This is a genomic window from Acidovorax sp., assembly GCF_022763525.1.
GTDB lineage: Bacteria > Pseudomonadota > Gammaproteobacteria > Burkholderiales > Burkholderiaceae_C > Acidovorax.
The window spans coordinates 1-13,356 of sequence record NZ_JALEGG010000056.1; the positions used below are offsets into that span (position 1 = coordinate 1).

The 13,356-nt window shown below is 68.2% G+C and carries 11 protein-coding genes; 5 read left to right on the forward strand and 6 right to left on the reverse strand.

Features of this window, described 5'->3' with window-relative positions:
• The 3 genes from MRY84_RS04070 to MRY84_RS04080 all read left to right on the forward strand — a co-directional run.
• Positions 1 to 1,056, forward strand: a 1,056-nt coding sequence (locus MRY84_RS04070; RefSeq protein ID WP_291504473.1) for a DUF1800 family protein, incomplete at its 5' end; no start/stop codon positions are given.
• A gap of 46 nt (positions 1,057 to 1,102) precedes the next feature.
• Positions 1,103 to 2,560 carry a DUF1501 domain-containing protein gene (locus MRY84_RS04075; RefSeq protein ID WP_291504474.1) on the forward strand — a complete coding sequence of 486 codons (1,458 nt, stop codon included), beginning with the start codon at positions 1,103 to 1,105 and terminating at the stop codon, positions 2,558 to 2,560.
• 98 nt (positions 2,561 to 2,658) lie between these two features.
• Positions 2,659 to 4,077, forward strand: coding sequence for an NAD(P)/FAD-dependent oxidoreductase (locus MRY84_RS04080; protein ID WP_291504475.1), 1,419 nt, complete (start codon positions 2,659 to 2,661; stop codon positions 4,075 to 4,077).
• Between the two features lie 146 nt (positions 4,078 to 4,223).
• On the opposite strand, the gene MRY84_RS04085 is transcribed toward MRY84_RS04080, so the two are convergent.
• From MRY84_RS04085 to MRY84_RS04100, 4 genes are all read right to left on the reverse strand, one after another.
• The gene (locus MRY84_RS04085; protein WP_291504476.1) at positions 4,224 to 4,844 is read right to left on the reverse strand and encodes an ABC-type transport auxiliary lipoprotein family protein; all 621 of its coding nucleotides are present in this window, start codon (positions 4,842 to 4,844) and stop codon (positions 4,224 to 4,226) included.
• 99 nt (positions 4,845 to 4,943) lie between these two features.
• Positions 4,944 to 5,909: an MlaD family protein gene (locus tag MRY84_RS04090; RefSeq protein ID WP_291504477.1), complete on the reverse strand. Its 966-nt coding sequence runs from the start codon at positions 5,907 to 5,909 to the stop codon at positions 4,944 to 4,946.
• The gene (locus MRY84_RS04095) at positions 5,909 to 6,790 is read right to left on the reverse strand and encodes an ATP-binding cassette domain-containing protein (RefSeq protein WP_291504478.1); all 882 of its coding nucleotides are present in this window, start codon (positions 6,788 to 6,790) and stop codon (positions 5,909 to 5,911) included. The genes MRY84_RS04090 and MRY84_RS04095 overlap by 1 nt, the downstream gene beginning before the upstream one ends.
• Positions 6,791 to 6,965: 175 nt before the next feature.
• Complete coding sequence (locus MRY84_RS04100) at positions 6,966 to 8,096, reverse strand: ABC transporter permease (RefSeq protein ID WP_291504507.1); 1,131 nt, start codon at positions 8,094 to 8,096, stop codon at positions 6,966 to 6,968.
• A gap of 274 nt (positions 8,097 to 8,370) precedes the next feature.
• On the opposite strand from MRY84_RS04100, the gene MRY84_RS04105 reads away from it, so the two are divergent.
• On the forward strand, positions 8,371 to 10,050 hold the full coding sequence (locus tag MRY84_RS04105) for a GMC family oxidoreductase N-terminal domain-containing protein (protein ID WP_291504479.1): 1,680 nt from the start codon (positions 8,371 to 8,373) through the stop codon (positions 10,048 to 10,050).
• Positions 10,051 to 10,086: 36 nt separating this feature from the next.
• Here MRY84_RS04105 and MRY84_RS04110 read toward each other — a convergent pair whose 3' ends face one another.
• On the reverse strand, positions 10,087 to 10,413 hold the full coding sequence (locus MRY84_RS04110; RefSeq protein ID WP_291504480.1) for a hypothetical protein: 327 nt from the start codon (positions 10,411 to 10,413) through the stop codon (positions 10,087 to 10,089).
• A 377-nt stretch (positions 10,414 to 10,790) separates the two neighbouring features.
• Positions 10,791 to 12,149 (reverse strand): ammonium transporter, encoded by a 1,359-nt coding sequence (locus tag MRY84_RS04115; protein WP_291504481.1) that lies wholly within the window; start codon positions 12,147 to 12,149, stop codon positions 10,791 to 10,793.
• Between the two features lie 385 nt (positions 12,150 to 12,534).
• On the opposite strand from MRY84_RS04115, the gene MRY84_RS04120 reads away from it, so the two are divergent.
• Complete coding sequence (locus MRY84_RS04120) at positions 12,535 to 13,293, forward strand: TSUP family transporter (RefSeq protein ID WP_291504482.1); 759 nt, start codon at positions 12,535 to 12,537, stop codon at positions 13,291 to 13,293.
• Positions 13,294 to 13,356: the final 63 nt, after the last annotated feature.

Genomic DNA, 13,356 nt, shown 5'->3' on the forward strand with positions numbered 1-13,356 from the left:
GCGGGCAAGCCCATCGACAGCTACACGCAAAGCGACGTGACCAACCTGGCGCGGGTATTCACCGGCTACGACTACGACCAGTCGCAGAACACGCCCATTACCGTGCCGGGCACCACCCGCACCGTGCCCAGCACCACGTTCACCCGGCTGCCGATGGCGCTCAACGAGTCGCGCCACTCCACACTGGATGCCACGTTCCTGGGCACCACCATTTCGGGCAACACGCCTGGCGCGGCCGCCCTCCAAACGGCACTGGACACGCTGTTCAACCACCCGAACGTGGGACCATTCATCGGCAAGCAGCTCATCCAGCGCCTGGTTACCAGCAACCCCACGCCCGCCTATGTCGGGCGCGTGGCCGCTGCGTTCAACAACAACGGCGCGGGCGTGCGCGGCGACTTGCGCGCCGTGGTCAAGGCCATCTTGCTGGACGACGAGGCGCGCGCACCGGCGGGCCTGACGCAACCGGGCTTTGGCAAGCTGCGCGAGCCCATGCTGCGCTTCGTGCAGTGGGGGCGCACCTTCGGCATCAGCTCCGCACGCGGCAGCTGGAAGATCGGCAATCTGGGCGACCCGGGTTCACGCCTGGGCCAGAGCCCGCTGCGCTCGCCCTCGGTGTTCAACTTTTTCCGCCCCGGCTATGTGCCGCCTTCCACCGCGCTCGCCACCAGCGGTGCCGTGGCCCCGGAATTCCAGCTGGTCAACGAAAGCAGCGTGGGCGGCTACCTCAACTACATGCAGGGCGTCATTCGCAACGGCATCTGGGTGAACGGCCCCGACGTGCCCCACAACGCGAGCACGCCCAATGACGGCTTTGACATCAAGGCCAGCTACAGCAGCGAACTGGCGCTGGTGACCGACCCCGATGCGCTGGTGGCGCGAATCAACCTTCTGATGTGCGCGGGGCAGCTTTCGGCCGCCACCGTCAAGCTGATCAGCGACGCGCTGAAGACCACCACCGTCACGGCATCCAGCAGCGACAACGCCAAGCTCGACCGCGTCAGCGCTGCCATCTTCCTGGTCATGGCTTCGGCCGAATACCTTGTCCAGAAGTAAGCCACCGGGCTAACGATCGTCCCCAAATTTCCCTGTAGGCCCGCACATGCACCTGCTTCAACCCGAACTCCATTCGCGCCGCGCGTTCTTGCGCCGCTCTGCCCAGCTGGGACTGGCAGGCACCGCCCTGCCCTTTGCGCTCAACCTGGCCGCGCTGGGCGAGGCTGCCGCGTTCACCGCCACCGACTACAAGGCCCTGGTGTGCGTATTTCTGTACGGCGGTAACGACTACGCCAACACGGTGGTCACGTATGACGACGCCAGCTACAACCGCTACAGCGCCATCCGCGGTGGCGGCGCCGGGCAGACAGCAGGCGGCATCGCGCTGGCCAAGTCCGATCTGACGGCCACCCTGCTGAGCCCGACCACGCCCCTGCCAGGTGGGCGCCAATATGCGCTGCACCCGGCCATGACGGGGCTGGCGAGCCTGTTCAACAGCGGCAAGGCCGCCGTACAGCTCAACGTGGGGCCGCTGGTGGTGCCGCTCACCCGCGCGCAGTACAACAGCCCGGACCGCACCACCTACCCCATTCCTCCCAAGCTGTTTTCGCACAACGATCAGCAGTCGGTATGGCAGTCGTCCTCGCCCGAAGGCTCTACCGTGGGCTGGGGCGGCAACATCGGCGACCTGGCGCTGTCTTCCAACGGCAACTCGCTGTTCACCTGCATTTCGGTCACGGGCAACGCGGTGTTCCTGTCGGGCGACTCGGCGCTGCAATACCAGGTCAGCACCAACGGCGCCGTGGCCATCAATGGCGTGAAGAACAACGTGTATGGCTCCACCGCCGTGCGCACGGCACTCACCTCGCTCATCCAGCAGTCCAGCAACCAGATCCTGGAGAACGAATACAACCGCGTCACCGCCCGTGCCATCGCGGCAGAAAGCCAGATCACCGGCGGGCTGGCGGGGGTGAGCCTGTCCACCGCCTTCCCCGGCAGCAACTCGCTGGCCGACCAGCTCAAGATGGTGGCCCGCCTGATCGGCGCGCGCAACGCGCTGGGCAGCAAGCGCCAAGTGTTCCTGGTGTCGCTGGGCGGGTTTGACCTGCACGACAACCTGATCTCCCAGCAGCCCGGGCTGATGCAGCGCGTGAGCGAAGCGATGACCGCCTTCTACAACGCTACCGTGGAGCTGGGCGTGGCGGACAAGGTGACGGCCTTCACTGCCTCGGACTTCGGCCGCACGCTCAGTTCCAACGGCGATGGTTCGGACCACGGCTGGGGCAGCCACCATCTCATGGTGGGCGGCGCCGTGAAGGGCAAAGCCTTCTACGGCAGCGCGCCGCCAGTCAGCATCACCAACACCGCCGCGCCCGAGGACCAGTGGCACGTGGGCCAGGGCCGCCTGCTGCCCACCACCTCGGTGGACCAATACGCGGCCACCCTGGCCAAGTGGTTTGGCGTGGCCGACGGCGAGATGGCCAGCGTGCTGCCCAACATTGCGCACTTTGGCGCCGCCGCTGGGCGGCCGGACTACCCGGTGGACCTGGGCTTCATGGCCTGAAGGGGGCACATGCTGCACTGCCGCGCGCAGGCGCACGCTGACACACAAAGGGCGCCATCGCCCGCCCTGGGTGCAGCGGCCGCCCCAATAATGCGGGGATGACCTCAGTGACCCCTCCCGCACGGCCCCGGATTGTCATCATCGGTTGCGGCTTTGGTGGCCTGGAAGCGGCCCGCGCCCTGCGCAGCGCGCCGGTGGACGTGACCGTGGTGGACCGCACCAACCACCACCTTTTCCAGCCCCTGCTCTACCAGGTGGCCACCGCAGGGCTGTCAGCCCCCGCCATCGCGGCACCCATCCGGCACCTGTTCCGGCGCCAGGCCAATGCCACGGTGCTGCTGGGCGAAGTGGTGCGCATCGACGTTCAGGCGCGCGCTGTGCACTTGAAGGACGGGCTGGCGCTGCCGTACGACCACCTCATCGTGGCCGCGGGGGCGGCGCACAGCTATTTCGGCAACGACCAATGGGCGCCCTATGCGCCGGGGCTCAAGACGCTGGACGATGCGTTTGACATTCGCGGCCGCATCTTGCTGGCCTTCGAGGCAGCCGAGAAGGAGCCCGAGCCGCAGCGCCGGGCAGACTGGCTGACCTTCGTGGTCATCGGCGGCGGGCCGACGGGCGTGGAAATGGCGGGTACCCTGGCCGAGATCGCCCGCCATACGCTGCCTGGGGAGTTCCGCAACATCGACCCGGCGACCGCGCGCGTGATCCTGCTGGAGGGCAGCGACCGCGTGATGCAGTCCATGCCGCCCACGCTGAGCCAGCGCGCGCAGGAGCAGCTGGAAAAGCTGGGCGTGGACGTGCGGGTCAACGCCCGCGTCACAGCCATTGATGAAGACGGTCTCACCGTGCAGAAACCTGCTGCCGGCCTGCCACCGGGCGAGACCCGAGCCGCCGACAGCTACCGCATCCGCAGCAAGTGCATCATCTGGGGCGCGGGCGTGGCCGCCTCGCCCCTGGGCCGGCAGCTGGCCGAGAGCACCGGCGCCACCGTGGACCGCGCAGGCCGCGTGGTGGTGGAGCCCGACCTGAGCCTGGCCTCGCAGCCAGAGATCAGCGTCATCGGCGACTTGGCCGCCGCCAAGAGCCATACGCCCGGCCAGGAGCCCCTGCCGGTGCCGGGGGTTTCGCCCGCGGCCAAGCAGATGGGCCGTGCCGCTGCGGCCAACATCCTGCGGCGCATCGCGGGGCAAGAGACGGCGGCATTCCGCTACCGCGACTATGGCAATCTGGCCACCATCGGCCGCAACTCCGCCGTGGTGGACCTGGCCTCGCCCCTAGGGCCGGTGCGGTTCTCAGGTTATTTCGCGTGGCTGTTCTGGCTGTTCGCGCATGTGTTCTTCCTTATCGGCTTTCGCAACCGCGTGGTGGTGCTGATGGACTGGGCCTGGGCGTACTGGACCTTTGCGCGCCAGGCGCGGGTGGTGACGGGCCTGGCCTCTACACCCGTGCAAGCCGGCGCGTCGGCGAGCGAGGTGGCTGCGGCAGAAGCGGCACACAAGGGGCCTGCGGCGTGAGCCGCCGGCCCTGAGCCCGCACAGAGGACCTGGCGCCACCAGGACGCCCGCGCAGGCTTCAGGACCCCGGCGCGCTCAGGGCAGGGCAGGCGCTGGCAACAACACGCCGGAAAGTTTGGCCCCGGGTGGTCCGGGGCAAAAGGAGCTCAGTCGCCCAGACTGTCCACCCAGTCGCCCAGCTCGCGTGCGGCTTGCGTGGAGGCTTGCGCCAGCGCTGCCACGCCGCCCGCCGCATCGGCACTGCGCGCGGGCGTACGCACCGCAAACACGCGCTGGCCCCGCAGCGTTTCGCCCGCGCGTGTCAGGTCGACCATGGTGGCGCGCAGGCGCACCACGGCGGCACTGTCGGTGGCACTGGTGAAGACGTGGCTGAATTCTTCGATCTCCACGCGCAGCACGGGCGGCAGCTTGCCCCCACGGGCCGCATCGCGCGCGAGGGCGGCGCCGTCTTCCGCTTTCAGGATGGCGCGGCGCTGGCCGAGCTGTTCGCGCAGGCGCTGCTGCACCAGTTGCGCGGGCGGCTGGCTCCAGCGGGCCTGGCTGTAGGGACGCAGCTGCTGCGCGTCGGCATAGGCCAGGCGGTAGAGCACGGCGTTGCTGCCGTCCGGCAGGCCCGGCGCTTCCACTTCGGCCAAGCCCAGCGGCTGCAGCGAAGCGGCGCGATCGCCCGGAGAGGGCGCCGCCGTGAGAGGACCGAAGTCGTACATCACCGGGCGCGAAGGCGGCGTGGGCAAGGCGGAGCAGCCCGCCAGCACCAAAGCGAGCACGCCCGCACCGAGGTTCTTCCAAAAAAAGGGTCTAGCGCTTGTCGGATGTGCGCAGGCAGCTATATTTTTCATAGTATTCCTCTTGCACCGATGCCTTCGTCAGGGGGCCGCAAACCCCGGCTCGCCGGGCCCGGGTGGAATCCGGCCCGAGCCGTAAATGAACAACTGCGGGTTGTCGGACACGCCCCCGGCCGTGCGGCTGAGCGTGCGGGCCGCGCGCGAGGTGTCGTCGGCTGCGCGGTTCAGGCGCGGCAGCGTGGTGGTGCTGAACTGATCGGCCGCGCGGGCGAGCGATTGCGTGCCGATCGTGATCTGGTCGATGGGGCCGCCCTCGGCCCCCAGGCGCTGCGTGGTCTTGCTCACGTCGGCCGCCAGCGCCGACACACTGGTGCCCGCCTGCTGCAGCGCCTGCAGCGTCTTGCGCGCATCCGTGGCCAGGGGGGGCAGCGCGGCCAGTGCCGGGTCCAGCCGCTGGGCCACGGTGGTGTCCAGCCGCTGGGTGAGCGTATTCACGCTGCCGGCGGCCTGCGCGATGTTGGACAGAGCCTCGGAGAGTTTTTGCTGGTTGCCGTCGCCCAGCACCTGGTTGATGCGGCGTGTGGCTTCCTCCACCTGCGTGAGGATGGCAGGGGCCTGCTCGGCCAGCTTGCCAAAGGGCGAGGCCTTGAGCGGCAGGCGCGGCAGGCCGCTGGGGCCGGGCGGCAGCTCGGGGTAGGGCTTGTCGGCATCGTCCAGCTGCACGTGGGCCAGGCCTGTCACGCCCTGGTAGCCCAGCACGGCAAAAGTGGTGGGGCTGATCGGCGCCTGCTCGTTGACGGCGATGCGGATGAGCACGTTGCCCGTCACCTGCGGGTCAAAGCCGATGCGCGTGACCTTGCCCACGGCCACGCCTTTGTAGCGCACAGCGGCCTGAGGCTGCAAGCCGCTCACACCGTCCTTGGTGGACAGCTCGTACTGCTCGTAGTTGGCGTTGTCGCGCGTGAGCCAGATGGCCAGGCCCGCCAGCATGGCGGCCACCACCAGCACGAAGATGCCTGCGGCGAGGGCGTGGGATTTGTTTTCCATCAGGTGGGTTCCTTGTCGGGCGTGGGCGCGGTGGCTGCGACCTGCGCTGCCACGGCGTGCTCCACGGATTGCACCGGGGCCATGGCGCGCTGGCCACGTTCGCCCAGGAAGAAATGTTCGATGAACGGGTGCTTGAAGTGCGCCACCTCGTGCGGCGGTCCCGTGACGATGACCTTCTTGTCGGCCAACACGGCCACGCGGGTGCTGAGGGCAAACAGCGTATCGAGGTCGTGCGTGACCATCACCACCGTGAGGCCCAGCGCCGCCCGCAGCTCGCGCAGCAGCGCGCAGAAGTCGTCGGAGCTGCTCGGGTCCAGTCCCGCCGTGGGTTCGTCGAGCAGCAACAGCGGCGGGTCCATGATCAGCGCCCGCGCCAGCGCCACGCGCTTGACCATGCCGCCCGAAAGATCCGCCGGCATGCGCGTGGCATGTTCGGGCTTGAGGCCCACCATCTGCAGCTTGACCATGGCCGCGTCGCGCACCAGGTCGGCCGGCAGCGTGCCCTGCTCGCGCAGCGCAAACGCCACGTTGTCGAGCACATTGAAGGCCGAGAACAGCGCGCCGTGCTGGAACAGCATGCCCACGCGGCTGGCCGCGCCCTCACGCCCCATTTCGGACGCGGGCCGGCCCAGCACCGTGACGCTGCCGCGCGCCGGCCGCGCCAGCCCCAGGATCTGGCGCAGCAGCACCGTCTTGCCCGTGCCCGAGCCCCCCACCAGCGACAGCATCTCGCCGCGCTGCACCGTGAAGTTCAGGTCCTGGTGCACGGTGAAGACTTCGCTGCCCTTGCCGAACTGCGTCCACAGGCCCTGCACGTCCACGATGGGCGGCTCCCCCGGCGCGACAGCAATGTGCTCGGGTTTGGCGATTCGTTCTGTCATGGCTTCACCACCCCATCCACCAACAACGCCGCAGCGCTCGAGACTCGCGCGCCCCAACCCAGCGGCCGCCGCGCAAGGGCCTCCCCGCCGCGCTGGCGGCGTCCCCCTTCCCGAATCACGCAGTGATTCGAGAGAAGGGGGAAGCGGCGAAGCCGCTCAGGGGGATGCCTCATCTTCATATACCAATGTTCTTGAACGCCACCGCAAACAGCGCGTCCACGATGATGACCATGGTGATCGAAGTGACCACCGACGCGGTCGTTCCCTCGCCCAGGCTTTGCGTGTTGGGCTTCACGCGCAGGCCCCAGTGGCAGCCGATGAGCGCGATGAAGGCACCGAACACCACCGACTTGGCCATGGCCAGGCCGAGGTTGCCGATCTTGACGGCCGCGGGCAGCGCCTGCACGAAGTAAGCGGGCGAGATACCCATGGAGATGTCCGCCGCCAGCATGCCGCCCGCCAAGGCGGCCAGGGTGGTCCATACGCTGATGAGCGGCATGGCCAGCGCGAGTGCGATGGTGCGCGGCATGACCAGCCGAAAGCCGTGCGGAATGCCCATCACCCGCATCGCATCGAGCTCCTCGGTCACGCGCATCACACCGATCTGCGCCGTGATGGCCGAGCCCGAACGCCCCGCCACCAGGATGGCCGCCAGCATCGGGCCCAGCTCGCGGATCAGCGAAATGCCCAGGATGTTGACGATGAACGATTCGGCGCCGAACTGCCGCAGCTGCAGGCTCATGAGGTAGGCCAGCACCACACCGATGAGGAACCCCACCAGCGCCGTGATGGGTAGCGCCGTGGCCCCCATGCGGTACAGGTGGCCGGACACGTCGCGCCACGGCCCGCGGCGCGGTGCGCGGACGAGTCGGGCCAGATCAAGCACCAGGCGGCCCACCATTTCGAGCATGTGGCGCGCGTGGTCCACGGCGTGCAGCACCAGCACGCCAAGGTGGTCGACCTGCTGGCCCAGCCGCCAGGGCTCCGGCGCTGGCGGCTGGGCGGTAGCGGTGAACTCGGCCACGCGCGCCAGCATGGCGCGCTGCGCATCGGTGCAGGCCAGCTGGGCGGGCCAGTCGTGCTGCCACTGGTTCCACAACAGCTGCGCGCCCACATGGTCCAGCCACCGCAGCTCGCGCAAGTCCCACGCCAGCGCGGCCCCGGCGGGCAGATCGCGCAACTGGTCCGACAAAACCCGCCATTGCGCACGGCTGCCCAGCTCGGCCGCCCCCCAGCGCCCATGCAGCTGCGCGCACGGCCCCTGGGGCGTATCGGTGCGAACGATGCGAGGTGCGTGGTCGGTCATGGACACGGCGGCGCGGCCGCCAGGAATGAAGTGAGCGAGCATGGTAGCGGAGCGCAACACCCCGCAGGCGTAGGATTTGCGCGCGCAGCGGAGGCGGGGCCCGCCGACGCGGACCCGCTGCCCGTGAAATAAATATCAAACAAGCCCGCAGGACAATACACATCAGCGCAAGCCGCTAGATTTTTGATAGCAACCCGCACAATCCCTGTCGACACACCGGTTTCGATCCGCACAATGGCGCACCATCCATCCCTTGCTGCCCCGTGCCGAGCCCATGAGCGACCACACCACGTTTGACACCATCATCATCGGCGGCGGCACTGCCGGCGCCCTGCTCGCCAACCGCCTGAGCGCGGACGGAAGCCACCGCGTGCTCCTCATCGAGGCGGGCCGCAAGGACGACTACCACTGGATCCACATCCCTGTCGGCTACCTTTACTGCATCGGCAACCCGCGCACCGACTGGCTCTACCAGACCGAACCCGATGCGGGCCTGAACGGCCGCACGCTGCGCTACCCGCGCGGCAAGACGCTGGGGGGCTGCAGCAGCATCAACGGCATGATCTACATGCGCGGCCAGGCGCGCGACTACGACCAGTGGGCCGAGCTGACCGGCGACCCCAGCTGGCGCTGGGACAACGCCCTGCCCTACTTCCGCCGCCACGAAGACCACTGGCGCCTGGACCAGCCCGGCGGCGCCAACGAGAACTTCAAGCGCCTGCACGGCAACAAGTCCACCGGCAGCACCGGCGAGTGGCGCGTGGAAAAGCAGCGCCTGCGCTGGGATGTGCTCGATGCCTTCGCCCAGGCCGCTCAGCAGGCCGGCATCCCGGCCACCGACGATTTCAACAGCGGCAACAACGAGGGCGTGGGGTACTTCGAGGTCAACCAGAAGGGCGGCTGGCGCTGGAACACGGCCAAGGCCTTCCTGCGGCCCACCTGCTACGGCCGCCCCAACTTCGAGATGTGGACCAGCGCGCAGGCCGCCAAGCTCCTCATCGAGACGCGGCCCGACGGCAGCAAGCGCTGCACCGGCGTGCAGGTGTGGGACGGGCACGAAATGGTCACCGCGCGCGCCACGGGCGAGGTGATCCTGAGCGCGGGGGCCGTCAACTCGCCGCAGTTGCTACAGCTCTCGGGCATCGGCCCCGCGGCCCTGCTGCGTCGGCACGGCATCGACGTGGTGCACGACCTGCCCGGCGTGGGCGCCAACCTGCAAGACCACCTGCAGATCCGCGCCGTGTTCAAGGTGGGCGGCGTGCCCACGCTCAACGCCATGGCGAGTTCGCTGTGGGGCAAGGCCAGGATCGGGCTCGAATATGCCTTGAAGCGCAGCGGCCCGATGAGCATGGCGCCCTCGCAGTTGGGCGCGTTTACGCGCAGCAGCCCCGACCAGCCCTGGCCGAACATCGAGTACCACGTGCAGCCGCTGTCGCTCGACGCGTTCGGCGAGCCGCTGCACAGCTTCCCGGCCTTCACCGCCAGCGTGTGCAACCTCAACCCTACCAGCCGCGGCACGGTGAACATCAAGAGCGCCGACTTCAAGGCCGCCCCCGCCATCGCACCCAACTACCTGAGCACGCCCGAAGACCGCCAGGTGGCCGCCGACAGCCTGCGCGTCACGCGCCGCATCGTGGCCCAGCCCGCACTGGCCAAGTACCAGCCCGAGGAATGGAAGCCTGGCGTTCAGTTTGAAAGCGACGAAGACCTGGCGCGCCTGGCCGGCGACATCGCCACCACCATCTTCCACCCCGTGGGCACGACCAGGATGGGGCGGGACGACGACCCGATGGCCGTGCTGGACTCGCAGCTGCGCGTGCGCGGCATTGCGGGCCTGCGCGTGGTGGATGCGGGGGCCATGCCCACCATCACCAGCGGCAACACCAATTCGCCCACGCTGATGATGGCGGAGAAGGCGGCGGAGTGGATTGTGAAAGCGCGGCAGGCTGCCTGACGCCGGCCGCCGCCGCCAACCCGCGCGCTGGCAAGCTCAGCGGATTCCGCCCACGTAGCGGGGCACTTCGGGCGGTGGCTCCGGCGGCGCCATGCGTTGGCGCACGGCCTGCGTGGCCACATCCAGCAGGGGGCGGCGCGGCGCGGCGGGTGGGGTCGCCTGCAAGGCATTGTCCAGCCGGTCGGCCCACTCCGCCAGCTCGGGTGCGTTGTCCTCCACGGCACGCAGGCGCGCAAACCGCACGATCTCTTGCGCGTAGTCCGCGTTGGCGGCCATCCATTCGGTATCGGTCACGCGCCCCGTCTTGCGCCGCAACAGCACATGCAGGTGCGCGGCAATCGCTAGTTTGTCGGAATCGGGCATGTTCGGCTCCTTAGAACGTGTTTACGATCTTTTCGGGGCCGCGTTGGAGTGCCATCGTGATGGACGTGGATGCTTCGGATGTGCCGCATGGGCTCATGCCCATGCAAGCAGCCGAGGCATCCAATCGCCCGATTCCACTCCAACCCTTCGGGCAAGTGCCTTGCCGGGCGGTCTGCGGCGTTGCGGCGCTTGTGGATAGCCGAGCTATCCACTGCGCACCGCGCCTTGCAACCCATCCCGGCAAGGTACTTGCGCGGTCCTGAAAAAATCGTAAACACGTTCTTCCTGCACTTGATTCATCCATGGCGCGCCGCTGTGGCACATCAACGCATGGCTGCGCAACGCGCGAGCGGCGGCAGCTCTGCCGGGGGCACCGTTCAGCCTCCCAAGCGCTCCCGGTGCTGGGCAATGTCGAGCCCGGTCTGCTCGCTTTGCTCGTCCACGCGCAGGCCCACGGCCAGGTTGGTGATCCACAGCAGCACGGCGGTGGCGGCCAGGCTGTAAACCATCACCGCGCCCACACCAATGGCCTGGGTGAACAGGCTGCCCGATGCACCCCCCACGGTGCGGCTGGCCAGCACGCCCGTGAGCAGCGAGCCCACGATGCCGCCAATGCCATGCACCCCGAACACATCGAGCGAATCATCGGCGCGCAGCAGGCGCTTGAGCCCGGTCGCACCCCAGTAGCACGCCAGCCCGGCCACCAGGCCGATCACCACCGCCGAGCGCAGCGTGACAAACCCCGCCGCTGGCGTGATGGCCACCAACCCCGCCACCAGGCCAGAGCACAGCCCCAGCAGGGACGGCCGCCCGCGCACCAACCATTCGCCCAGCATCCACGACAAGGCTCCGGCCGCAGCGGCCAGGTGCGTTACCGCCATGGCCAGCCCGGCGCGCCCGTCGGCGGCCACGGCAGAGCCCGCATTGAAGCCAAACCAGCCCACCCACAGCAGGCCCGCCCCCGCCATGGTGAGCCCCAGGTTGTAGGGCTCGAACGGCTCGCGCCCATAGCCGGTGCGCCGTCCCAGGAACCATGCGCACACCAGCCCGGCCACGCCCGCATTCACGTGCACCACCGAGCCCCCGGCAAAGTCCAGCGCGCCCATCCGGGCCAGCCAGCCCCCGGGCTCCCACACCCAGTGCGCCACCGGGGCATAGACCAGCAAGGTCCACAGGCCGATGAAGATCAGCATGGCGGAAAACCGCATGCGCTCGACAAACGCTCCCACCAGCAGCGCGGCGGTGATGATGGCGAACGTGAGCTGGAACATCGCGTAAACCGACTCGGGAATGTGGGGTGCCACATGGCTCACGGCCAGCTTGCCGCCAGCAAGTTGGAAGTCCAGGCCTGCAAAGCCGATCCGATCCCAACCCCCCAGCCAGGGACTGCCGGGAGTGAAGGCCAGCGAGTAGCCCGCCGCGAACCACAGCAGGCTGACCAGTGCGGCAATGGCCACCACACCGGCCATGGTGTTGAGCACGTTCTTCTTGCGCACCATGCCCGCGTAGAACAGGGCAATGCCCGGCAGCGTCATCAGCAGCACCAGCGCTGTGGAGGTCATCATCCACGCGGTATCGGCAGCATTGATCGTGGACTGCGCCACCAGCCCGGGGCGTGCGAGGGGCACGGAAGGCGCGACCCCTGCCACCTCGGGCGCCGTCTGCGCGAGCGCACTGGCGCACAGGCCCAGGCACAGCGACGCGACCCCAACGAACCGGTGGTTGATTGCCCGCATGGCGGCTCCCTTTCGTAATGGTTCCTAGTCCAACTGCACGAGCCGTGCCAAGCCCAATCCCTGATTCCGGGCGGTAACAGCATGTTTCCCGCCCCAGAACGGGGGCGGGAAACCCCCAATGCACCAGCGGAGTGCACTCGCTACAGTTGCGGCACTCGAAAGCGCGCTTCGGTGTGCCAAGCGAGGGGCCGAGGAGACAACCTTTCTACCAACAACCCAATTCCAAAGCATCCAACGAGGTGCATTCTTTCCAGGCGCTGGCAACCCCAGCGCCTTTTTTCTTGCCGCTTCGCGCCGACGCGCTTTCTTGAAACCGCTCGAACGATCTTCAGGGCCTCTCCCGCAAGTCCTGAATCGATAGCAGCCAAGCTGCGAAAATCCAGCGATGGAATGGATTTTTATTACCCTCGCCTCGCTGCTGGCAGGCTTTGTGGATGCGATTGTGGGCGGTGGTGGTCTGGTGATGGTCCCGGCATTGTTTGCGGCTTTTCCCGGTGCGCCACCAGCGACGCTGCTGGGAACCAACAAGGCGGCCTCGGTGTGGGGCACGGCCATGGCCACCTGGCAGTACAGCCGCAAGGTGCAGGTGCGCTGGTCGGCCATGCTGCCGGCGGCAGGGGCCGGGTTTGCGGGGTCGTTCGCGGGCGCCTGGGCCGTCACGGTGATGTCGGCCGACTTCCTGCGCAAGCTGCTGCCACTGGTGCTGCTGGGCGTGCTGGCCTATACGCTGGTCAAGAAGGAGCTGGGGCGCCACCACACGCCGCGCTTCACTGGCCAGGCCGAGGTGCTGGCGGCCAGCCTCATTGGCCTGCTCATCGGCTTCTACGACGGCTTTTTCGGCCCAGGCACGGGCAGCTTCTTTGTCTTCCTGTTCGTACGGTTGCTGGGCTACGACTTCCTGAACGCCTCGGCGTCGGCCAAGCTGCTCAACTGCGCCACCAATATCGCCGCCATCGCGCTGTTTGCCGCCAAGGGCCACGTGTGGTGGCACTTCGCGGTGACCCTGGCCATCGCCAACGTGGTGGGCAGCCTGCTGGGCACGCACCTAGCGCTCAAGCACGGTACGGGTTTCGTGCGCGGGATCTTCATCGTGGTGGTGAGCTCGCTGATTTTGAAGACCGGCTACGACGCCTTCCTGCGCTGAGGCCCTGGTGGCACCATGTTTGCTTGGGATGGCCTGCATAACCCTCGCGAGTCGGCGGTAGTG